Genomic DNA, 22,367 nt, shown 5'->3' on the forward strand with positions numbered 1-22,367 from the left:
GCGCTGTCGTTGTACAAGCCTCGGGCTGCGCGAGGTCCCGGGCCTTTACGCTGGGCGAATCCGCTGGGGATTCGCGGCAAGGGTGTCGTTCGATTTCGTTCAGACGTTCGTTTCAGGCGGAATTTCCCGCTTCTGCCCGCTCTTGTCCACTGCCACGTAGGTGAGCACGGCTTCGGTCACCTTCACGACGATGGGGTGCTCCGGGTTGCGCTCGGCGTACACCGCCACATCGACGGTGATCGAGCTCCGCCCGACCTTGATGATCTCGGCGTAGAAGCTAACGATGTCGCCCACCGACACCGGCTGCTTGAACAGGAAGGAGTTGACCGCGATGGTGGCCACCCGGCCACGGGCCCGCTTGATGGCCGGCACGGCGCCGGCGATATCCACCTGGGCCATGATCCAGCCGCCGAACACGTCGCCGGACGGGTTGAGATCGGCCGGCATCGGCATCACCCGCAGGACCGGCATCTGGCCTGGCGGAAGCTGGGTGGGTTGATTGCACATGGGGTGACTCCTCGGGTGGGTTCAGCCGGCGCTGCCGGCGCGGGACAGGTTCAGCGGCCCGCCGGTGAAGGGCGGAAAGCCCGTGCCGAATATAACCCCGGCGTCGGCCAGATCGGCGTCCTCGACCACGCCTTTTTCCACGCAGGCCCGGGCCGCCGCCAGCAGCGGCGCGGCGATCCGCTCGGCGAGCCCGGCCGGCGGGGCACCGGCGGCGGCCTTCTTCGCCTTGCCATCGACCCACGGGTAAAAGCCCTGCCCGCTCTTCTTGCCAAGCTGGCCGGCGGCCACGCGGTCGGCCAGCGCCCGGGGCAGCACCGCGTCGGGGCCGGCCAGCGTCTTGCCGGCGGCCACCGCGATGTCGAGGCCGACGGTGTCCATCAGCTCCACCGGCCCCATCGGCATGCCGTAGGCCACCAGCGCGGCGTCGATGGTCTCGGGGGCGACGCCCTCGTCCACGCAGCGCAGCGCCTCGTACATGTAAGGCCCGAGCACCGCGTTGACCAGGAAGCCCGGCTCGTCCTTCACCGGCAGGGGCAGCTTGTCGAGCTGACGCACGAAGGCGGCGGCGCGGCGATAGGGTTCGTCGGCCGACACCGCGCTCTTCACCACCTCGACGAGCGGCAGCACCGCCACCGGGTTGAAGAAGTGGATGCCCACCAGCCGGCTCGGGTCGGCCAGCGCGGTGGCGATGTCGCCGATGCGCAGGCTGGAGGTGTTGGAAGCCAGCACGGCGTCGGGCCGGGCACGCTTTTCGATGTCGGCGAAGAGGGCGCGCTTGGCCTCGAGGTTCTCGAAGATGGCCTCGACGATGAGGTCGGCCTGGGCCACGCCGGCGCCGGCCGGGTCGGGGATCAGCCGATCCAGCGCAAAGCGCGCCTCCCGCGGCTTGCCGCGGAACTTGCGCTCGATGCGCTTGCCGGCGCGGGCGATGGCCGGGGCGATGCGTTCGACGGATTGATCCTGCAGGGTCACGATCATCCCGCGCAGCGCGCATTCGGTGGCGATGTCGCCGCCCATCGCGCCGGCGCCCACCACGTGCACGCGCCTGGGCGAGAAATCCGCGCCCTTGCCGAAGCCCTTCATGCGCTCCTGCAGGAAGAAGACGCGGATCAGGTTCCTGGCGGTTTGCGAGCGGAAGATCGCCTCCAGCGACGAGGGCGAGCTGGCCGGCACCGCCAGCGCATTGCCGCCGTGGCGGGCCCAGATGTCGACGATCGCGTAGGGCGCGGGGTAGTGCTCCGGCCGCGCCTTGCTGGCCACCTGTTTGCGGGCCTTGCTGGCGACGATGCCGGCGAGCGGGCCGTTCAGGAGGCGCTGCAAGAAGGGCAGCCGGCGCGGCGCGCGGCCGGAGCGCACCAGCATCCGCGCGGCGTTGTCCATCACCCGGGCGGGCACGGCTTCGTCGGCAAGGCCGAGGCGCTTCGCCTTGCGGGCATCCACGCCCTTGCCGGTGAGCATCAGGTCCAGCGCCGCCGCCGGGCCGATGAGCTGCGGCAGCCGCAGCATGCCGCCCCAGGCCGGGTAGATGCCCAGCATCACCTCGGGCAGCGCCATGCGGGTGCCGGGCTCGTCCACCGCGATGCGGTAGCGGCAGGCCAGCGCCAGCTCCAGGCCGCCGCCCATGCAGTGCCCGCGCACCAGCGCCAGCGTGGGGTAAGCCACCGCGGCGAGGCGGTTGAAGAGCCTCCAGCCCCGCTCCACCAGCACCCGCGCCGCGGCGGCGGAGTCGATGGCGGTGAACTCCTCGATGTTGGCCCCGGCGATGAAGCCGGCCGCCTTGCCCGAGCGGATCACCAACCCCTTGGGCGGCTGGCGGTCGAGGGCGTCGAGGAGCTGGCCCAGTTCGTCCATCGCCGCAAAGCCAAGGGTGTTGGTGGTCGAGCCGGCCACGTCGAGGGTGGCAAAAGCGATACCGTCTGCGTCGCATTCGAGCTTCCAGTGTGTCATGTTCATCCCAGGGCCTCCACCAGCATTGCGCCACCCAGACCGCCGCCGATGCAGATGCTGGCGATCCCCCGCTTGCCGCCCGTGCGCCGCAGGGCGTGGAGCAGGTGCAGCACGATGCGCGCCCCGCTCGCCCCCACCGGATGGCCCAGCGCCACGGCGCCGCCATCCACGTTGAGCTTCGCCGGGTCGATGGGGCCCAGCGCGCCAGGCAGGCCCAGGCGCGTGCGGCAGTAGTCGTCGTTCTGCCACGCCTTGAGACAGGCGATGACCTGGGCGGCGAAGGCTTCGTTGATCTCCCACAGGTCGATGTCGTCGCGCCCGAGGCGGTTGCGCACGAGGATCGGCGAGGCGGCGTGCACCGGGCCCAGGCCCATCCGCTCGGGCTCCAGCCCGGCCCATTCGGCATCCACGATGCGCCCGATGGGTTCGAGCCCGTGGCGCTGCACGGCCTCTTCCGAGGCCAGGATGAGCCACGCGGCGCCGTCGGTGATCTGGGAGCTGTTGCCGGGCGTGACCCGGCCGTACTGCTTGTCGAAGAAGGGCTTGAGCTTGGCGAGGCCGGCCATCGAGGCATCCCGGCGCAGGCCGTCGTCGGCGCCGTACACCGTGCCGTCCTGGTCGATGAGCGGCACGATCTCGGCGAAATGGCCGGCATCCTGGGCGGCGGCCACGCGGCGGTGGCTCTCCACCGCGAAGGCGTCCATGTCGTCGCGGGCGATGCCGAACTCGAAGGCCAGGTTCTCGGCGGTCTGGCCCATGAGCTGGCCGACGATGGGGTCGGTGAGGCCCTTCATGATACCGATTACCGGCGCCAGATAGCCAAATTTGAATCGCTTTACCATCGCCAGCTTCTGGCCCAGGCTGCGGGCGCCCATCCAGCCGGCGAACCAGCGCACCATGGGGTCGGAGTACAGCAGCGGCGCCCGCGAGAGGGCATCCACGCCACCGGCCAGCACCAGTTGCGCGCGCCCGCGCTGGATGTTGGCGATGGCCGAGTCGATGGCCTGCATGCCGGACGCGCAGTTGCGCATCACCGTCCAGCCCGGCACCTCGATGCCGCAGCCCATGCGCAGGGCCACCACGCGGCCGATGTTCACCTCGTCGGGCGAGGGCGCGGCGCAGCCCAGGATCACCTCGTCGAGCTGGTCCGGCGCAAAGCGCTGGCGGGCGAGCAGCGCGCTGCCGGCGGCGGTGGCCAAATCCGACGCCGCGAACGGCCCCGGCGCGTTGCGGGCCTTGAGGAAGGGCGTGCGCGCCCCGTCGATGATGTAGATCGGCTGGTTCATGGCGGGGCTCAGGCGGCCTGCTGCTGGGGGTCGGTGAGCTTGGCGAGCGCGTCGCGCAGGCCGAAGTCGTAGGGGAAGTCGTCCACCCGGATCACCTTGTCGCGCAGCGCGCCGCGGCAGTGGATCAGGCGATGCTCGTCGTCGCCGATGACGCCGGCGGCAAGGGCCGCGTCGTACAGCGCATCCACGCCGCCATTCACCAGCAGGCCGGGCTTGAACTCGCCGCGCTTGATCGCCTGGCGCACCTTGGCCTCGACGGGTTCGGCGGCGAGGGTGGCCAGCAGCGCGGCCTCCAGCGCGCCGACGGGCTCTTCCAGATCCCTCGGCAGATGCACGTCGGCGGTGAGCCGGTCGCGGGTTTCGGAGGGGTTGATGAGCAGGGTCGCCACCTCGTGGCCCAGCTTGTCGGACGGCACCACGTAGGGCCGGCCCAGGGGGAAGACCACCACCCGGCGCAGCAGCAGCGCGAAGAAGCGGTTGGGGAAGTTGGCGATCACGCCCTCGAAGGCGCTCTGGATCTTGAACATGCAGTCCCAGATCGCCCAGTGGAGCAGCGGCAGATCGGCCTGCTGGCGGCCTTCGTCCTCGAAGCGCTTGAGGGTGGCCGACGCCAGATACATCAGCGAGAGGATGTCGCCCAGGCGGGCCGAGAGCTTCTCCTTGCGCTTGAGCGCGCCGCCCAGGGTGCCCATCGAGATGTCGGCGATGAAGGCAAACGCGGCCGAGAAGCGGGTGAGCTGCTGGTAGTAGCGGCGCACCTCCGGCGCCACGCCGTCCGGCACCGCCACGAAATGCGAGCCGGTAACGCCCATCGCCAGCGCCCGGGCGGCGTTATTGACGGTGTAGCCGATGTGGCCCCAGAAGGCGTCGTCGAAGGCGGCGAGATCGCCGCTGCGGGCGGCGTCCATTTCCTTCAGCACATACGGGTGGCAGCGGATCGCGCCCTGGCCGAAGAGGATCAGGCTGCGGGTGAGGATGTTGGCGCCTTCCACGGTGATGCCCACCGGCACCTGCTGGTAGGCGCGGCCCAGGAAATTCTGCGGGCCCAGGCAGATGCCCTTGCCGCCGATCACGTCCATGCCGTCATTCACCGATTGCCGGGCGCGTTCGGTGACGTGGTATTTGACGATGGCCGACACGACGGACGGCTTCTCGCCCAGGTCGATGGCGCCGGCAGTCATCACCCGCGCGGCGTCGCACAGGTAGGCGTTGGCGCCGATGCGGGTGAGTGCTTCCTCGACGCCCTCGAACTTGCCCACCGCCGTCTTGAACTGGTAGCGCACGCGGGCATAGGCGCCCACCGCGCGGGCCGTCATCTTGAGCATGCCGGTGTTGGAGCCGGGCAGCGAGATCGACCGCCCGGCCGCCAGGCACTCCATCAGCATCCGCCAGCCCTGCCCCGCCATCTTCGGCCCGCCGATGATGAACTCCAGGGGCATGAACACGTCCTTGCCGCGGATCGGGCCGTTCATCCACACCGCGTTGAGCGGGAAGTGGCGCCGGCCAATATCCACGCCCGGGTGATCGTGAGGCACCAGCGCGCAGGTGATGCCCAGGTCTTCCACGTCGCCCAGCAGGTGCATCGGGTCGTACAGGCGGAAGGCCAGCCCGAACACCGTGCACACCGGCGCCAGGGTGATGTAGCGCTTGTCGAAGCTCACGCGCATCCCCAGCACCTCGCGGCCCTGGTAAATGTCGCGGCAGATCACGCCCGAATCGGGGATCGACGCCGCATCCGAACCCGCCCACGGGCTGGTGAGCGCAAAGGCCGGGATGTCCTGCCCGCTGGCAAGGCGCGGCAGGTAGTAGCGCTTCTGCTCCGGCGTGCCGTAGTGCAGCAGCAGCTCGGCCGGGCCCAGGGAGTTGGGCACCATCACGGTGACGGCCGGCGCCGACGAGCGGGTGGACAGCTTGGTAACCACCTGCGAATGGGCGTAGGCCGAAAAGCCCTTGCCGCCAAACTCCTTGGGGATAATCATCCCCAGGAAGCCCTTCTCCTTGATGTAACGCCACACTTCGGCCGGCATGTCCTGCTGCTGGGTGCAATCCCAATCCTTGGTCAGGCGGCACAGCTCATCGGTCTCCACATCCAGAAAGCGCTGCTCCTCGGGCGTCAGCGTGGGCCTGGGGAAGGCCAGCAGGCGGCGCCAGTCCGGCTTGCCGGCAAACAGCTCGCCCTCCCACCACACCGTGCCGGCCTCCAGCGCGTCCTTTTCGGTCTGCGACATGGAAGGCAGCGCCTTGCGGAAGGGCTTGAAGATCTGCGCCGTCACCAGCCCGCGGCGCGCGCCGGGCAGCAGGAAGACCGCCCCGATCACCGCCACCGCGGCCGCCACGCCGGCGGTCAGCGCCACCGGCCACGCGGCCAACCAGCCGAGCGCCGCAATCCACGCCAGCCCCACCCCATACCAGGCAAAAAAAGGCGCTCGCCCGTAGGCGAGCGCGACCACCAGGGGAGGGAGGGAAACCAGAAACCAGTAAGCCATGAGATGTCTCCTCGCGTGCGGTGCCGTCGATCGCGGCCCGCATCCGTTTCTTTATGGGTTCGAACCAAAATCCGCCAGCGGCGCCCGAAGGCCGCCCAGCAGGAAGCTCATCAGCCGCGGCACCAGACGCGACGGGTGCTCGTCATCAAATTTGCCGGTGACAAGTTGCAGCGCGTCGGTGCCGGCGATGGCGTAGGACATGGCGCCCATCATGAAGTGGAAGCGCCACAGGATCTCCTTGCGCTCCACCTCGGGCAGCGCCCGGTACAGCGCCGACAGGAAACGCTCGACGCACTCGGCGTACTCCTCGGCCAGAAACTTGCGCACGAACTCGTTGGGCTCGGTGTAGGTGCGCCCGAGCAGGCACATGAAGGTGTGCCCGCCGCCCTCCACATCCGCCGCCATCCGCAGCGCGGTGCCGAAGAAGGCATCGACGATGCGGCTCGGCTTGAGCGGCGCCCCGGCCGCCTCGGCCTCCATCGCGTCCAGCACCGCCACGCGCGCGTTGTTGAGGGCCGTGAGCCGCCGCCGGAAGACCTCCTGGATCAGCAGCTCCTTGGAGCCGAAGTGGTAATTGACCGCGGCCAGATTGACCCCGGCGCTGCCGGTAATCATGCGCATCGACGTCCCGTCGAAGCCATGTTCCATGAACAGCACCTCGGCCGCATCGAGGATGCGGCTGCGGGTATCGGGCGAAGTCTTGGCGGAATCGTCGCGCATGGGCGTGACCTCGAAAGAGGGCTGACGGGGCAAAATCAAACAGACGTTTTAATCATACGTTTAGTTTGATCGAAGTCAACTGTTTTGCCGGTTGCGCAGCGCGGGCCGCCCCCGCCGCAACGCGATCGCCCAGGCAACCCAGGACACGTCAGCCTCAGGCGGCTAAAATCGCGCGCTGCACGACCACACTCAAGCGCACCGCCCTGCAGCCAACGCCATGAGCTTCCGCGACATCGACGACCCCAAGGCCATCCGCGCCGCGATGGCCGAATTCGACCGGCTTGGTCAGGCCGGCTTTCTGGAAAAATACGGGTTCCACAAGGCGCGGGAATATCTGCTGCGCGACGGCGCGACGGGGCGCCTCTACGACTCGAAGGCCATCGTCGGGGCGGCGCATGGCTACGCCTTTCCCGAGCGCGGTCCGCTCACGCCGAAGGACTTCTGCGGCGGCAGGACGACCGTCGCCGCGCTGCTTGACGGCCTGGGCTTTGAGGTGGTCCGTGTCCGCGGCGGTCGCGGCGCGACGCGCTGACGAGGCCCCCGCCCCTCACCCCCGCCGCAGCGGATCGAGCAGCGCCCGCAGGTTGTTGTGATCCAGCTCGTGCATCAGCGCCAGCAGCTGGCCCAGTTGCCCGGCGGGAAAGCCTTCCCGCGCGAACCACGCGAGGTAATGCCCCGGCAGGTCGGCCAGCAGGCGGCCCTTGAACTTGCCGTAGGGCATGCTGCGGGTGACCAGTAGTTCGAGGAGTTCCGGGTTCATCGCGCCCGCCCCGCTCAGTGGCGCACCGGCCAGTACCAGCTGGGCACGCCCTTGCGGCCGCCGCCCACGCCTTGCCGGTAGCGGCTGCGCAGGTGGCCATCCACCACCGCGATCCACGGCGCGAGGCAGGTGTCGGCCATCTCCTGGTCGATGAAGCGCTCGGGCAGGCGGTAGGCAAACCAGCGGTAGGCGGCGATCAGGCGCACGGTGGTCTCGGCCTCCTCCAGCGAGGCGCGCTGGGGCACGCGGGGCAGGAAATCCAGCTCGATGGCCTTGCCCTTGTTGGCGGTGTAGGCCCAGTCGCGCCACACGCCGTCGATGGTCTCGTTCTGGGACGCCATCGGCGCCATCGAGAAGACGTGCTTCTCGTGGAGGGTGAGGTTCTTCATCCGGTCGAGCTGGGCGGCGCGGGCGAGCTGCTCCTCGGGGATGTGGGGCACGAAGAAGCCGTCGCCGCAATCTGCGTGGAGCTGGAACAGCGACAGCAGCGCCTCCAGCCGGGTGTCGCCGGCCATCCCGGCGATCTGCTCCAGATACGCGCTGCCGGCGGTGATCTGGAAGCCGCGGGCTTCCAGCGGCGGCTGGGGTGCCTTCATCAGCGCGGCAACCACTTTGTGCTCGGCCGGGGTGAGGCCGGCCACCACGCCCGCCTCTTCCTGATGGCCGAAGCGCCCGGCCCGCCCGCCGATCTGCTGGAGCAGCGACGGCGAGAGCGTATCCCGCGCGGTGCCGTCGTACTTCTGGATGGCGGTGAACACCACCCGCTCGATGGGCAGGTTGAGGCCCATCCCGATGGCGTCGGTGGCCACCAGGATGTCGGCGTCGCCGCCGGCGAAGCGGTGCGCCTCGCGCTCGCGCACCTCGGGCGACAGGGCGCCGTAGATGCACGCCACCGACTTGCCCAGGGCCAGGAAGTCGTCCCGCAGGTTGAGCGCGTCGCGCCGCGAGAAGACGATGAAGGCGTCCCCCGGCCGCGCCCGCCGCAGCGCGCCGGCCGGGTGGTGGGCCAGCGCCTCGCCCACCACCAGCGGGTGCTTGCGCTGCTTGCGGCGGATTTCCAGGGGCAGGCCCAGGCGCTCGGCCAGTGCGACGATGGCCGGCTCGGCCGACAGCGCGCCCACCAGCCACACCTCGGCGGCGTTGGCGCCCACCACCGCCTGGGTCCACGCCCAGCCCCGGTCGGGGTCGCTGAGCATCTGAATCTCGTCGATCACCGCCACCTCCAGCTCGGCGGTGGGGTCGAGCATCTCGATGGTGGAGGCGGTCACCCGGCTGCCCTCCACCATCCGGCGCTCCTCGCCGGTAACGAGCGACGCGCTCACCCCGAACTCCTCGTTGAGGCGGGTGAAGGCCTCCAGCGCCAGCAGGCGCAGCGGGCCCAGGTAGACGCCGGCGCGGGCGGTGGCGAGGCGCTCGAAGGCGTCGTGGGTCTTGCCGGAGTTGGTCGGCCCCAGCACGGCGATCAGCTTGCGCGGGCGACGCCGGGCGGCGAAGGTGTCCGGATAGTCCGACAGGCGCACGGTGCGCCCGATCTGGCCGGCCAGCTCCCGCTGGCGGCGCCGGGTGCGCAGCTCGGCGAGGGTCTGGGCGAGGGTCTTGCCCAAGGTGGAAAAATCCAGCCGGCCCGACGCGCAGTCGTCCCGCAGCCCGCGCAGATCGGGCCGGAGCCCGTCGTCGGCGCAGGCGGCGAGGAAGGCGTCGATCTGGGCGACGGCGGCGTCGAGCGCGGCCTCCAGGTGGGCGCCCTGCGCCGCCAGCATGGCCTGCTCCAGCGTCTGGCGCCCCGCCTCGGGCCGCCGCCGCCAGTGGCCGGCCTGGCCCAGGCAGCTCTCGGGCAGATAGCCCACCAGCCGGAATTCCTCGCCGCGGATGCGCACCCGCCGGCTGGCGGCAAGCCACACCCGGTTGCTGCTCACGGTAACGACAAAGCGCAGGTCTGGCGCGGGGGCGGGTTGGGGAAGTTCGGTGTCGGTCATCTTGAGTCAAAAAACAATGGGCCGGCCACGGCGGGCCAGCCCGAAAAAAGTCGTGCGAGCCAGCCGCGCGCGATCAGCCGATCAGCGGCACGTCCGGCAGCTTGCGCAGCACGGCGGCCACGTCGGGCTCGGTCTCCAGCACCTGCACCACGCAGGGCAGCGGCTCGGCCCAGATCTCGGGCAGATCGCGCTCGGCCGGCTCGCGGATGGCAAAGGCCAGGCGTTCCACCGGCGGCGCAAACTGCGCGTCCACGCCGGGCTTGTTGCCCCGGGCGTCGATGCGGAACCAGCCGATGCCATCCAGCCACACGGCGTTGAGACCGTGCAGACAGTAAGGCGCGCCGGTGTCGCCCACCGACAGGCGCTGGTAGCACAGCCCGGTGGGCACGCCATTGGCCCGCAGCAGCGCGGCCAGCAGGTGGCTCTTGGCGTAGCAGTAGCCGGTGCGGTGGCGCAGCACGTCGGACGCCTTGCAGGTGACCGGGTTCTGCATGAAATCGACGCTGTGGCGGATCTCGTCGCGGACGAACTCGAAGCAGCGGCGCACCACCTCACGGGGCGAGGCCGCACCGTCGGCAAGCAGACGCGCCCGGGCGGCGACGTCCGGGTGGTCGAAATCGATGTAGCGGCTGGCGGCGAGATAGGCCTGCATGATGAAACCCCGAAGTTGGCGCGGACGATCCGGCCGCGAGCTTACGTGGGCTTCGGCGCGCTGTCGAACATCACGCCACCCTTGACGCACCGCCGCATCCCTCCGATGCTAACCGCTCCCGATCCACCCCTCGCCCCTGCCGCCATGCCCGCCCTGCCACCCATCTTCGCCGATCTCCAGCCCGCCGCCGTGTGGCGCCACTTTGCCACCCTGTGCGCGATCCCCCGCCCCTCCAAGGCCGAGGACGCCCTGCGCGACCACCTCCACGCCTGGGCCGCTGCAAAGGGGCTGGACGCCCGGGTGGACGGCGCCGGCAACCTGATCGTCACCAAACCCGCCAGCCCCGGCCACGAGGCCGCCCCCGGCGTGGTGCTGCAGGCCCACCTGGACATGGTCTGCCAGAAGAACGCCGACACCGACCACGACTTCACCCGCGACCCGATCCGCCCCGTGCTGCGGGACGGCTGGCTGGTGGCCGAAGGCACCACCCTGGGCGCCGACAACGGCATCGGCGTGGCGCTAATCCTGGCGGTGCTGGAAGACAGCCGCCTCGTCCACGGCCCCCTCGAAGCCCTGCTGACGGTGGACGAGGAGGCCGGCATGGGCGGCGCCCAGGGGCTGGCGCCCGGCGTGCTGCAGGGCCGGCTGATGCTCAACATCGATACCGAAGACTGGGGCGAGTTCTACCTGGGCTGCGCCGGCGGGCTGGACGTGAACGTCGCCCGCCCCGGCACGCCCGACGCCCTGCCCGCCGGCCACGAGGCATGGCAGATCGCCCTCACCGGCCTCTGCGGCGGGCACTCGGGCGTCAACATCCACGAAGAGCGCGGCAACGCCATCAAGCTGCTGGTGCGGGTGCTGCGGGATCTCGAAGCCCGCTTCCCGCTGCGCCTCGCCGCGCTGGATGGCGGCACCGCCCGCAACGCCCTGCCCCGCGAGGCCCGCGCCACCGTCGCCCTGCCCGCCGGCCGCGGCGACGCGCTGGGCGAAGCCCTGGCCGGCTGGCAGGCCACCCTGCGGCAGGAACTCGCGGGCGTCGACGCTGGCCTGAGCCTCGCCCACGCCCCCGCCAGCGCCAACGCGGTGCTCGCCCCCGCCGAGCAGGCAGTGTGGCTTGCCAGCCTGCACGCCGCGCCCCACGGGGTGCGTCGCCAGAGCCTGGCGGTGCCCGGCGTGGTGGAAACCTCCAACAACCTGGGCATGGCGAGCATCGGGCCGGATGGCGGCAGCTGCAATTTCATGGTGCGCTCCCTCGTCGACAGCGGCAGCGAGGCGCTGGCCGACGAGATCGTCAGCCTGTTCGCGCTCTCGGGCACCCCGGCCAGCAAATCCGGCCACTACCCGGGCTGGGCGCCCAATCCGGCCTCGCCGCTGCTGGCCCGCTGCCAGCGGGTCTATGCGCGGGAGTTCGGCGGCGAGTCGGTGGTGAAGGTGGTGCACGCCGGGCTGGAGTGCGGGATCATCGGCGCCAAGCATCCGGGCATGGACACGGTCTCCTTCGGCCCCACCATCCGCGGCGCCCACGCGCCGGGCGAGCGGGTGGAGATCGCGGCCGTGGGCAAGGTGTGGCAGCTGCTCACCGCCATCCTGGCCGACATCGCCGCCTGAGCCGGGCATGATCGGCGAGCGATTCCGGACTGGCGCCCTGCTCTGCGCCCTCGCCGTCACCGCCCCCCACGCGGCCGGCAAGGGCGACGGCTACGCGACGAGCGGCGACTGCGGCGGCCTGCCGGCGGTGCCGCTCAAGGTGGCCAAGGGCTTTTGCGTGGGGCTGGCGGCGACGAAGCTGGGCTTTCCCCGGGGCGTGCTGCCGCTGGCCGACGGCCGCGTGCTGGTGGCCGACCTGGGCCGCTGGGACGCGCCCAGGGGGCGCCTGCTGCAGCTCACCCCCCGCCCCGGCGGCTTCGACGTGAAGCCGCTCCTCACCGGGCTCGACCGCCCCCACGGGCTGCAGGCGGGGCCCGACGGCGCGGTGTACATCGGCGAGGCCGGGCGCATCTCGCGGGTCCGCCTCGACCGCTCGCCGCCGGTGCTGGAGCCGCTCATCGTCAAGCTGCCCGCCACCGGGCGCCACCCGCTCAAGCAGTTCGTGTTCGGCCCCGATGGCGCGATCTACGCGAACATCGGCAGCACCACCGACCACTGCGAGGACGGCCCCGCCGGCCACCCTTGCCCGGAGGCCGAACGCCCCGACGCCGGTGCGGCGATCTGGCGCTACAAGCTGGAAGACGGCCGCTGGACGGCAACGGTGTTCGCCCGCGGCCTGCGCAACTCGATGGCCCTGGCCTTCGGCCCGGACGGCAGCCTGTGGCAGGCCGAGAACAGCCGCGACTGGCTGCCCGGCAATCGGGATTCCGACACCCGGCCGCCCGACGAGCTCAACCGCATCCGCCCCGGTCAGCATTACGGCTGGCCCTACTGCACCGGGCTCGACGCCTTCGACCCGGCCTTCGGCAGCGGCGACTGCCGCCGCTACGCAAAGCCCGAGCGCCTGCTGCCGGCCCACGCGGCGCCGCTGGGGATGACGTTCTACGACAGCCCCGGCGCCCCCGCCCCATGGCGCGGCAGCCTGGTGATTGCCCTCCACGGCTACCGCAAGCTGGGCCACCGGATCGTTGCGTACCGTTTCGACAAATCCGGCCAGCCCGCCCGCAACTTCGAGGTGCTGGTGGAAGGCTGGCAGGCCGACACCAGCCATCCCATGGGCGCACCCACCGACATCAAGGCCGACCGCCACGGCCGCCTGTGGGTGACCGAAGACCGCAACGGCACCCTGCTCGCGGTGGCCTCCCGCTGACCGGCCCCAGCAGGCAGAAAGCCCTCTCTCGGAGGGCTTTCTGCCTGGCCGCCGGGGGCTTGGGCTCAGAACCGACCGAGCTTGCGGTACAGCGTGTTGCGGCTGATGCCCAGGCGGCGGGCGGCGGCGGAGATGTTGCCGCTCTCGGCCTCAAGGGTGCGCTGGATCATGTCGCGCTCGATCTCCTCCAGCCGGCCAAAGGCCGCCGCGCCGGTGGGAACCGCCTCGGCACAGGCCATGGTTTCGGCCACGCGGACGACGGCGGGCTCGATGGCCGACGCGCCGGCCGGGGCCAGATCGCCGATCTCCTCGAACACGTCGTCGGGCAGGTGCCAGGTCTCGATCACGTCCTCGTCGTCGTCGAGCAGCGCGATGCCCACCTTGATGACGTTGCTGAGCTGGCGGATGTTGCCCGGCCAGCGGTAGCGCAGAAAGGCGTCCATCACCTTGCCGGAGACGGTGACCGGGCGGTCGGGGCCGGCCTCCTCGCGGAGCAGCTTGTCGATCAGGCTGCCGATGTCGCTGCGCTCGCGCAGGGACGGCAGGTTGATGCACAGGCCGTTGAGGCGGTAGTACAAATCTTCGCGGAAGCCGCCGCGGGCCACTTCTTCCTTCAGCCGGCGGTGGGTGGCGCAGACCAGGGTGATGTCCACCGGAATGCTCTTGTTGGTACCCAGCGGGGTCACGCAGCGTTCCTGCAGCACGCGCAGCAGGCGAGCCTGGAGCGACAGGGGCATGTCGCCGATCTCGTCGAGGAACAGGGTGCCGCCGTGGGCCTGCTGGATCTTGCCCACCGCGCCTTCCTTGCGGGCGCCGGTGAAGGCACCGCCGGAGTAGCCGAAGAGTTCGGATTCGATGAGCGTCTCGGGGATCGCCGCGCAGTTGAGCGCCACGAAGGGGCCCTGGCCGCGCGGGCCGCTGTTGTGGAAGGCCTTGGCGAACATCTCCTTGCCGGCGCCGGATTCGCCCTGGATCAAGATCGGGATGTCGCGCCCGAGCACCCGGCTGGCCTTGTCGATGGCCGCCTGCAGGCGCTCGTCGCCGGTGGACAGCGACTTGAGGGTCAGCCCCGCGCTGGCGGTCGGACGGGCCGCCTCAACCTTCGGCGCGGTCTTGCCGACCCGCTCGCCGCGGGCATCGAGGAGCACCGGCCCGCTGGTAGCCAGGGCGGTGAGGTTGCCGCGCAGGCGGCCATAGAAACGCTCGCCGTTGCGACCGCCGATGGCGATGAGCGACGAGGGGTCGCGCCGGGCGCGATCGACGAGGGTGCCCAAAGGCACGTCGAAGAGCATGGTGTAGTGGCGGCGGGGCAGATCCTCGCGGCGCAGGCCGAGCAGATCGAGGGCGGCCTGGTCGGCGCCCAGCAGGTCGCCATCCGGGCCGATCGCCAGCAGCGCCTCGCACAGGCTGCCCACGTGATCCGGACGGGAATGGAAACTGAGCAGGCCCTGGTGGGCGAACTCCGCTTCGAAGATACGTTTTTCGATGATGCGGGACGACATCTTGACGAGACCCAGAGAGTGGCGTTGGTAGGCACGGTAGTCGCTGGAAATGTCCAGCGCGCCGATCAGACGCCCTTGCGCGTCCTGGATGGGCGCAGCGCTGCAGGTTAAAAAGGCGTTGCTCTCGAAAAAATGTTCGCAGCCGAAAACATTAACGGCATTGCGTTCGGCAAGTGCAGTCCCGACTGCGTTGGTGCCGCGATCGAATTCGTTCCAGCTGGCACCGGGGCGCAGGGCCACCTGTTCGGCGCGGCTCAGGAAGTCCGGATCGCCGTAGCTCTGGATCAGCATGCCCTGGGCGTCGGCGAGGATCACCATGCTGTGGGAGTTGCGGATCTGCTCGAACAGGTGTTCGAGCACCGGCTGGGCATGGGAGAGCAGGATACGGTTGCGTTCGCGCGCCTCGGCCACGGCCCGCATGTCCGGGTCGCGGGCGCCCTTGAACGCCGGATCGAGCCCCGCCTGCCGACAGCGCTCCCAGGAACGCAGCACGTTGCGGTCGAGCAGGGATTCCGGCACTTCGCCCCGGTCGAAATACAGGGCGCGCGCCTCCTGGAGGCTCAGGGAACGGGCCTCGGTGTTGAAAGGTGCCTGCATGTGTCGTCTCCTCCGTTAAAACGGATTGTCCTCCGGGTTCGGGCCCGGTTTTTGGTGGATGCTCCAAAATGTAGCAGTCGGATCATATTTCAGCAACGTGACTGCTCCACGGCGGGTAGGCATGAGCAAAGTCCGTTCCAGTTTATCCATTCATAAGAAAAACTAAGAAACCCGCCCCCAGCGCCGTAAAGACAGTGTGCCCGTCGCTACCCGTTACAAGTGGCACGCCCCTTGCTGATTGATGGCCACCACGGCGATGCCGGCTTCACCCTGCGCCCATCGCTCGACGCATTCCAATCCAGACCAAAGGTGACACAGGTGACTGCTCGCAATTTCTTCTCCCGCCCTCTCCGCGCCCTCTCCGCTGCCGTGCTGGCCCTGGCCGCCGGTGCCGTCATCGCCCACGGCGACGTGGTGCCCCAGGCTGTGGATACCTCCTCCCTCAAGCCGGTTGGCAAGGAGTGGCTCGCCAAGAACCCCTATCTGGGCAACAAGGAAGCGATCCGCATCGGCGACTCCGCGTTCAACCAGAACTGCGCCCGCTGCCACGGCCTGGGCGCCGTCTCCGGCGGCATCGCCCCCGATCTGCGCTACCTGCCCGCCGGTCAGGAGGGCGACGAGATCTTCCTGCAGCGCATCCGCCACGGCGCCACCCGCGACGGTCGCGTCTACATGCCCCCGTTCGAAGGCATCCTGTCCCAGGAAGCGATGTGGACCATCCGCGCCTGGCTGGAGACCGTCCGTGAAGACTGACCGCCGCCGCTTCCTGCTTGCCGCCGGGGCCGCCGCCCTGGCCGCCAGCCTGCCGGCGCGGGCCGACGGGCTGGCCGAGATCCGCCAGCGCGGCAGCCTGCGGATCGCCGTCTACAACGGCTTCGTGCCCTGGTCCAACCAGGGCCGCGGCATCGACGTGGAGCTTGCCCAGGCGCTGGGCAAACAGCTCGGCCTCACCACCCAGGTGGTGGGCTACAACGCCGACGAGGACATGGACGACGACCTGCGCAACATGGTCTGGAAGGGTCATTACCTGGGCCAGCCGCCCTCCGACCTGATGATGCACGTGCCGGTGGATTCCTACCTCCAGGGCAAGAACGAGAAGGTCAAGATCTTCGGCCCCTACCACCTGGAAACCATCGCCGTGGCGCGGGTGCCGCGCATCGGCCCGATCCGCGGCTCTGCCGCCACCGCGCTGGAAGTCTTCACGCGCGAGAAGATCGGCGTCGAAGGCCGCTCCCTCGCCGACGCCTTCCTGCTGGGCGTGCTCAACGGCCGCCTGCGCGAGAACGTGGTGCACTTCCCCAGCGTGGCGGGCGCCGTGGCGAAGCTGAAGGCGGGCGAGCTTGCCGCCGTGATGGGCCCCCGCTCGGAGATCGAGGAGGCCCTGGGCAAGGACAACCGCTTCATCCTCGAGGTGGTCCAGATGCCCGAACTCAAGCTCAACAGCTGGCCCATCGGCATGGCCGTGAAGGCCGAAGAGACCGCCCTGGCCGATGCCGTCGGCGAGGCGCTGCGCGCGCTGCAGAAGGATGGTACCGTCGCAGCCATCTTCGCCCGCCACGGAATCACCCATGTCCAGCCCACGCTCTAGCCGCACCCTGCGCGCCCTCCTGGCGGCCTGCAGCCTGCTGCCTGCCGTCGCCTTCGCCGCGCCCTTCGCCTACGTCCCCAACGAAAAATCCGGCACGGTGTCGGTGATCGACACCGCCACCGACACCGTCGTGCGCACCCTGCCCGGCGGCGCCCGCCCCCGCGGCATCGCCAGCGACGGCCGGCGCCTGTTCATCAGCGAGGCGCCGTCGGACGGCCTGGTGACCGTGGACCTGAGCGCCGAGGAGCCCACCCGCCACATCCGCCTGGGCGAATCGCCGGAGGGCGTCAATGTCTCCGCCGACCGCAAGCGGGTGGCGGTGGCGGTGGAGGAATCCAACAGCGTGGTGGTGCTCGATGCGGCCAGCGGACGCAAGCTGGCCGACATCCGGGTGCGCGGCAAGAACCCCGAGCACGCGGTGTTCAGCCCCGACGGGCGCTGGCTGCTGGTAAGCGCCGAAGAGGCCGAGCAGGTAGATCTCATCGACCTGAAGGCCCGCCGGCAGGTGGCGCAGATTCCGGTGGGCGCCCGCCCCCGCGGCATCGGCTTCACCCCGGACGGCAGCCGCGCCTACGTGGCCTGCGAGCTGGCCAGCACGGTCTACGCCATCGACATGGCCAGCCGCAAGGTGATCGCCTCGGTCAAGGCCGGCACCTTCGCCAACGGCGTCGCAGTGGCGCCGGACGGCAGCCGCGTGTATGTCTCCAACGGCAAGGACGGCACGGTGAGCGTGATCCGCACCGCCGACCACCGGATCGAAGCCACCATCCCGGTGGGCAAGCGCCCCTGGAACATGGCCCTCACCCCCGACGGGCGCAAGCTCTACGTGGCCAACGGCCGCTCCAACAGCGTCTCGGTGATCGACACCGAACGCCTCGCCACCGTCACCGAGATCCCCGTCGGCGAGCTGCCGTGGGGCGTCATCGTGCTGCCCTGAGGCAGCGTCAATCCGCGCAAACTGATTCGTTACGCCACACCTGCTCCAACTTGGAGCAGGCGTAGCTTTGTGCCATCGGAGCGTGGCTCAGAGCTTCAGAATCCACTCGACGGCGGCCTTCAGATCGGCGTCGCTGATCTTGTCCGGACCGTTCGGCGTCATCGGCACCGCCCCCCACACGCCGGAACCGCCGTGGCGCACCTTGGCGGTCAGCACGGCCACCGCATCCCCCTGGCCCTTGTACTTGGCCGCCACGTCCTTGTAAGAAGGCCCCACGCGTTTCTGGTCCACCGCGTGGCAGGCCGTGCAGCGCGCCTTCTTGATGATTTCTTCGGATGCCATCGCCGGTGCGGAAGCGGCAGCCCCCAGCGCAAGCGCGCACAGCATTGGAACGAATTTCATAGCTCCTCCTGGATCGGATTGTGATTGGTCTAGGCGGCGGCCCGCAGACCGCCCGCCCCGCCACCCGAGCAAATTCCGTGCGCCACCCCGCCAGCGCCCACCGCGAGCGAACAAACCCGTTTTGAGACAAGCACTTGCCCATCGCGGGCGGGGGCCCGGCGGGCCGCCTGCCTGCTCCGCCGCTGCACACCTGCTCCATCCCGACACGCACCACGGAACACTTTCCCGGCCACCGGGGGCGTTTTCGTCGGTTTGAGCCGGCCAGCCCTCTGGCATGTTTCCTGCACGGCTCCCCGCGTGAAAAACCCCGCCCCCACTCTGCACCTGCCGACCGAGGACGCCATCCGGCGCTCCTGGGAGCGCTGTACCGCCAGCGGCCTGCGCAACGACGCCCCGCTCCCCGACATCGGCATGACCCGCGCCGCCCTCACCGAGCGGCTCGAAGGCAACGCCCGCCTGATCGCCTACGCCCAGCCGATCATGGAACATCTGCACCAGCAGATCGCCCGCTCGTCCTCCACCATTCTGCTCGCCGACGACGCCGGCACCATCCTGCGCGCGGTGGGCGACGCCGACTTCGCCGAGCGCGCCGCCCAGGTGGCGCTGCAGCCCGGCATCTCGTGGGCCGAGGGGGCGATGGGCACCAACGCCATCGGCACCGCGCTGGCCGAGCAACGCTCGGTGGCGGTGGTGGGCACCGACCACTTCCTCGAACGCAACCGCTTCCTCACCTGCATCGCCACCCCGATCCACGCCCCGGCGGGCGGCGTGCTGGGCATCCTCGACATCTCCACCTCCGTCCAGCTCAGTCAGATCCACGCCCAGGCGCTGCTCCAGACCACCGCCGAGATCATCGAGAACCGCCTCATCGAGAGCATCGCCGAAGCCGCGGTGACGATCCGCTTCCACCCCCACGCCGAGGCCCTCGCCTCGCCCCTCGAAGGGCTGGCGGTGTTCGACGAAGCCGGCCAGATGCTCGCCTGCAACCGTCGCGGCGAGCGCCTGCTGGGCATCGGCGACAGCCGCAAGGAGCGCCCGGCCTTCGCGCGGCTGTTCGAAACCCGCTGGGGCACCGTGCTGGATCACGCCCTGTCGAGCAGCCTGCGCCCCACCCTGCTGTGCGCCCACGGCGGCCGCGAGTTCGCCGCCCGCGTGCAGGCCGGCCGCCTCCAGGCCCTGCGCCCGGCCCCCGCCGCCACCGCCACCGCCCGCCCCGCGCAGACCCTCGAAGACCTCGATCTGGGCGACCCCACCGTGACCTCCGCGGTACGCCGCGCCCGGCGCATCGTCGGCCTCGACATCCCGCTGCTCATCCAGGGCGAAACCGGCACCGGCAAGGAAGTCTTCGCCCAGGCCTTCCACCACAGCAGCCCGCGCCGCGAAGGCCCCTTCGTGGCCATCAACTGCGCGGCCATCCCCGCCAACCTGATCGAGGCCGAACTCTTCGGCTACCGGGCCGGCGCCTACACCGGCGCCCGGGGCGAAGGCGCCCGCGGCAAGCTGCGCGAGGCCCATGGCGGCACCCTGTTCCTCGACGAAATCGGCGACATGCCCCTGCGCCTGCAGGCCGTGCTGCTGCGGGTGCTCGAGACCCGGCGGGTCGCCCCCCTGGGCGGCGGCCCGGAGGAGGCCATCGACCTGGCCCTGGTGTGCGCCAGCCACCGCCCCCTCAAAACCCTGTGCGAGACCGGCGAGTTTCGCCCCGACCTGTACTTCCGCCTGTCGGCCATGAGCCTCGCCCTGCCAGCCCTGCGCGAGCGCACCGACATCGAGGCCCTGGCCCGCCGCATCCTGCGCGACGAATCCCCCAACCGCCCGCTGCGCCTGGCGGCCGCCACACTCGACGTCATCCGCCGCCACCCCTGGCCGGGCAACATCCGCGAGCTGAAAAACGTGCTGCGCCTGGCCACCGCCATGCTCGGGCCGGACGAGGCCACGATCACCCCGGCGCACCTCCCCCACGACCTCACCGACAGCCGGGAAGCCCGCCCCACCACCCACAGCCTGCGGGCCGCCGAAACCCGGCTGGTGGAAGAGACCGTGGTCCGCCACGCCGGCAACATCTCCGCCGCCGCCCGGGAGCTGGGCATCACCCGCACCACCCTCTACCGCAAGCTGCGACGCACCTGAGCGCGGGCGAACGCTGACGCCCCGCGGCGGGCCGTGGGATACTCGCGGCTGTCGTCCCAGCCGCATCCCGCCATGTCCCGACTCCGCCCCCTGCCGGCGGCCGCCCTCGCCGCCGCCCTCCTCCTCGCCGGCTGCGAGGAGCCGCCCTCGCCCCTCGTGCCGGCGCTGCGCCAGCAGTTCCAGCCCGGCCACCCCCTCGCCGACGCCCTCCGGGATCTGAAAGCCCGCAACACCCGCTTCTCGGTGCACAGCCGCAGCGAATGCGAGACCCTCTCCCGCGCCAACACCATGCACTCGCGCCTGCGCCCCGCCGGCGGCCCCTGCGTGTTCGGCAAGATCCCCGTCTCGACGAACTGGCTCGGCGGCCACACCGACGTGATCCTCCAGCTCGTCTTCGACGCCGACGACAAGCTGGCGGACGGCGACTTCGAAGAGATCCGCGTCCCCTTCGGCTGGCTATAAGCCGCCCCCGTCCGCAAAGGCCCCACGATGACACCCCGAGGCACCCTCCGCCCCCGGCTCGCAGCGGCGCTGCTGGCCCTGATTGCCCCCCTGGCCGCCACGGCCGCAACGCTGGAGGCCGGCGCCCCGCTGCCGCCCCTCGCCCTCGAAGACCAGCACGGCAAGGCGGTCACCCTTGGCGCCGGCACACGGCTGGTGATCTTCGCCGCCGACAAGGCCGCCAGCGACCTCATCAACGAAGTGCTGGCCGCCCAGCCCGACGGCGTGCTCACGCGCCTGGGCGCGGTCTACCTGGCCGACATCAGCGGCATGCCGGCCCTGGTCACCCGGATGTTCGCCCTGCCCACCCTGCGCGCCATGCCCTTCGCCGTGGGGCTCGGGCGGGACGCCGCCCAGCTGGCCGACCTGCCCCGCCGGAAGGGCGCGGCCACCCTCCTGCGGATCGACGCCGGACGCATCGCCGGGGTCGACCACGCCACCAGCCCGGAGCGGCTGCGTCAGGCGCTGGGGCTCGGCTCGCCACCCTGAGCCCCCAGCCCCCCAGGCCGGCCCGATTGTTCAACCGGCTGAACACTGAAAACCGCCGCGGCGTCTTCCCCCCTTGCCGCGGGCTTCTTACACTCTGCCCCCACGTGCCCGGCCTCCGCCGGGCCACCCGTCGTCCACCCCAGGGAGCCCCATGCAACTCACGCCACGCCTCGTCCTGATGCTCGCCACCCCGCCCGCCATGTGGGCCATCAACGCGGTGGTCGGCCGCCTGGCCATCGGCAGCATCGACCCCCTGTGGCTCAACGCCCTGCGCTGGGTGGTGGCGTTCGCGCTGCTGCTGCCCCTGGGTTGGGCCGCCATCGGCACCCCCGCGGCGCGGGCGCAGATCGTCGAACGCTGGCGCTACCTGCTGGTGCTGGGGGTGATCGGGGTGGGCGCCTACAACGCCCTGCAATACGTGGCCCTGCGCACCAGCACGCCCCTCAACGTCACCCTGATCGCCTCCAGCTCGCCGGTGTGGGCGATGGTGGTGGGCGCGGTGGGCTACAAGGTGCGCCCCACCCGGCTGCAGCTTGTCGGGGCCCTGCTGTCCCTGGCCGGGGTGGCGCTGGTCATGTCCCGGGGCAACCCGGCGGCGCTGGCCGACATCCACTTCGTGCAGGGCGACCTGCTGATGGTGGTGGCGATCGTCGGCTGGTCGCTCTACAGCTGGATGCTCGCCCGGCCGCCCGCCCACATGCAGGGCGCGGCGCGGCCCGACTGGAACTGGGCACAGTTTCTGGTGGCCCAGGCGATCTTCGGGGTGAGCGGCGCGGTGGCCACGGCGGTGGTGGGCGGCATGATCGCCCCCGCGGCACCCACTCAGTGGTCGTGGCAGCTGGTGGCGATCATCCTGTTCGTGGCCATCGGCCCGTCGATCATCGCCTACCGCCTGTGGGGCCTGGCGGTGGCCGAGGCCGGGCCGGCCATGGCGTCGATCTTCTACAACCTCACGCCGCTCTTTGCGGCGCTGCTGTCGGCCGCGGTGATCGGCGAAGGCCCGCAGCCCTTCCACGGCGTCGCCTTCGGGCTGATCGTGGCGGGCATCGCGGTATCGTCCCGGTCCACGGCGGCGCGGGCCGGCAAGTAG

The 22,367-nt window shown here is 70.6% G+C and carries 20 protein-coding genes; 10 read left to right on the plus strand and 10 right to left on the minus strand.

Going from position 1 to position 22,367, the window contains the following annotated elements:
- Window positions 1–99: 99 nt before the first annotated feature.
- Genes ACE3N6_RS01725 through ACE3N6_RS01745 form a run of 5 tightly spaced genes read right to left on the minus strand, consistent with a single transcriptional unit; the run spans window position 100 to window position 6,946 of the window.
- Window positions 100–507, minus strand: coding sequence for an acyl-CoA thioesterase (locus tag ACE3N6_RS01725; protein ID WP_374243430.1), 408 nt, complete (start codon window positions 505–507; stop codon window positions 100–102).
- Window positions 508–528: 21 nt separating this feature from the next.
- Window positions 529–2,460: a 3-hydroxyacyl-CoA dehydrogenase NAD-binding domain-containing protein gene (locus tag ACE3N6_RS01730; protein ID WP_374243431.1), complete on the minus strand. Its 1,932-nt coding sequence runs from the start codon at window positions 2,458–2,460 to the stop codon at window positions 529–531.
- On the minus strand, window positions 2,457–3,740 hold the full coding sequence (locus ACE3N6_RS01735; RefSeq protein ID WP_374243432.1) for an acetyl-CoA C-acetyltransferase: 1,284 nt from the start codon (window positions 3,738–3,740) through the stop codon (window positions 2,457–2,459). Before ACE3N6_RS01735 ends, ACE3N6_RS01730 begins: the two co-directional genes overlap by 4 nt.
- A gap of 8 nt (window positions 3,741–3,748) precedes the next feature.
- Window positions 3,749–6,226, minus strand: a complete 2,478-nt coding sequence (locus tag ACE3N6_RS01740; RefSeq protein ID WP_374243433.1) for an acyl-CoA dehydrogenase — start codon at window positions 6,224–6,226, stop codon at window positions 3,749–3,751.
- 51 nt (window positions 6,227–6,277) lie between these two features.
- A complete protein-coding gene (locus ACE3N6_RS01745) occupies window positions 6,278–6,946 on the minus strand; it encodes a TetR/AcrR family transcriptional regulator (RefSeq protein WP_374243434.1) in 669 nt (222 codons plus the stop codon).
- 217 nt (window positions 6,947–7,163) lie between these two features.
- Here ACE3N6_RS01745 and ACE3N6_RS01750 point away from each other — a divergent pair, with 217 nt between their 5' ends.
- Window positions 7,164–7,478, plus strand: a complete 315-nt coding sequence (locus ACE3N6_RS01750) for a hypothetical protein (RefSeq protein ID WP_374243435.1) — start codon at window positions 7,164–7,166, stop codon at window positions 7,476–7,478.
- Between the two features lie 15 nt (window positions 7,479–7,493).
- Here the strand turns inward: ACE3N6_RS01750 and ACE3N6_RS01755 are convergent, their stop codons facing one another.
- From ACE3N6_RS01755 to ACE3N6_RS01765, 3 genes are all read right to left on the minus strand, one after another.
- Entirely contained in the window at window positions 7,494–7,706 is a 213-nt protein-coding gene (locus tag ACE3N6_RS01755; RefSeq protein WP_374243436.1) for a DUF3820 family protein, read from the minus strand.
- Window positions 7,707–7,720: 14 nt separating this feature from the next.
- On the minus strand, window positions 7,721–9,682 hold the full coding sequence (locus ACE3N6_RS01760) for a helicase-related protein (RefSeq protein WP_374243437.1): 1,962 nt from the start codon (window positions 9,680–9,682) through the stop codon (window positions 7,721–7,723).
- Between the two features lie 73 nt (window positions 9,683–9,755).
- Entirely contained in the window at window positions 9,756–10,334 is a 579-nt protein-coding gene (locus ACE3N6_RS01765) for a transglutaminase family protein (RefSeq protein ID WP_374243438.1), read from the minus strand.
- Window positions 10,335–10,439: 105 nt separating this feature from the next.
- Here ACE3N6_RS01765 and ACE3N6_RS01770 point away from each other — a divergent pair, with 105 nt between their 5' ends.
- The gene (locus tag ACE3N6_RS01770) at window positions 10,440–11,942 is read left to right on the plus strand and encodes an aminoacyl-histidine dipeptidase (protein WP_374243439.1); all 1,503 of its coding nucleotides are present in this window, start codon (window positions 10,440–10,442) and stop codon (window positions 11,940–11,942) included.
- A 7-nt stretch (window positions 11,943–11,949) separates the two neighbouring features.
- Window positions 11,950–13,131, plus strand: coding sequence for a sorbosone dehydrogenase family protein (locus ACE3N6_RS01775; RefSeq protein WP_374243440.1), 1,182 nt, complete (start codon window positions 11,950–11,952; stop codon window positions 13,129–13,131).
- 65 nt (window positions 13,132–13,196) lie between these two features.
- On the opposite strand, the gene ACE3N6_RS01780 is transcribed toward ACE3N6_RS01775, so the two are convergent.
- Window positions 13,197–15,230, minus strand: coding sequence for a sigma-54-dependent Fis family transcriptional regulator (locus ACE3N6_RS01780; protein ID WP_374243441.1), 2,034 nt, complete (start codon window positions 15,228–15,230; stop codon window positions 13,197–13,199).
- 318 nt (window positions 15,231–15,548) lie between these two features.
- Here ACE3N6_RS01780 and pedF point away from each other — a divergent pair, with 318 nt between their 5' ends.
- From pedF to ACE3N6_RS01795, 3 genes are read left to right on the plus strand one after another with little or no spacing between them, the layout of a single operon-like run.
- Window positions 15,549–15,983 carry a cytochrome c-550 PedF gene (gene pedF / locus ACE3N6_RS01785; protein ID WP_374243442.1) on the plus strand — a complete coding sequence of 145 codons (435 nt, stop codon included), beginning with the start codon at window positions 15,549–15,551 and terminating at the stop codon, window positions 15,981–15,983.
- Window positions 15,973–16,818, plus strand: a complete 846-nt coding sequence (locus ACE3N6_RS01790) for a substrate-binding periplasmic protein (RefSeq protein ID WP_374243443.1) — start codon at window positions 15,973–15,975, stop codon at window positions 16,816–16,818. Before pedF ends, ACE3N6_RS01790 begins: the two co-directional genes overlap by 11 nt.
- The gene (locus ACE3N6_RS01795) at window positions 16,799–17,755 is read left to right on the plus strand and encodes a beta-propeller fold lactonase family protein (RefSeq protein WP_374243444.1); all 957 of its coding nucleotides are present in this window, start codon (window positions 16,799–16,801) and stop codon (window positions 17,753–17,755) included. Before ACE3N6_RS01790 ends, ACE3N6_RS01795 begins: the two co-directional genes overlap by 20 nt.
- Window positions 17,756–17,842: 87 nt before the next feature.
- Here the strand turns inward: ACE3N6_RS01795 and ACE3N6_RS01800 are convergent, their stop codons facing one another.
- Window positions 17,843–18,157, minus strand: coding sequence for a c-type cytochrome (locus ACE3N6_RS01800; protein WP_374243445.1), 315 nt, complete (start codon window positions 18,155–18,157; stop codon window positions 17,843–17,845).
- Between the two features lie 297 nt (window positions 18,158–18,454).
- On the opposite strand from ACE3N6_RS01800, the gene ACE3N6_RS01805 reads away from it, so the two are divergent.
- From ACE3N6_RS01805 to ACE3N6_RS01820, 4 genes are all read left to right on the plus strand, one after another.
- Window positions 18,455–20,287: a sigma-54-dependent Fis family transcriptional regulator gene (locus tag ACE3N6_RS01805; RefSeq protein ID WP_374243447.1), complete on the plus strand. Its 1,833-nt coding sequence runs from the start codon at window positions 18,455–18,457 to the stop codon at window positions 20,285–20,287.
- 72 nt (window positions 20,288–20,359) lie between these two features.
- On the plus strand, window positions 20,360–20,749 hold the full coding sequence (locus tag ACE3N6_RS01810) for a hypothetical protein (protein WP_374243449.1): 390 nt from the start codon (window positions 20,360–20,362) through the stop codon (window positions 20,747–20,749).
- A gap of 27 nt (window positions 20,750–20,776) precedes the next feature.
- Window positions 20,777–21,277 carry a hypothetical protein gene (locus tag ACE3N6_RS01815; protein ID WP_374243450.1) on the plus strand — a complete coding sequence of 167 codons (501 nt, stop codon included), beginning with the start codon at window positions 20,777–20,779 and terminating at the stop codon, window positions 21,275–21,277.
- A 151-nt stretch (window positions 21,278–21,428) separates the two neighbouring features.
- Window positions 21,429–22,367, plus strand: a complete 939-nt coding sequence (locus ACE3N6_RS01820) for a DMT family transporter (protein WP_374243451.1) — start codon at window positions 21,429–21,431, stop codon at window positions 22,365–22,367.

The sequence above is a fragment of the Zoogloea sp. genome (assembly GCF_041904905.1).
Classification (GTDB): Bacteria; Pseudomonadota; Gammaproteobacteria; order Burkholderiales; family Rhodocyclaceae; genus Zoogloea.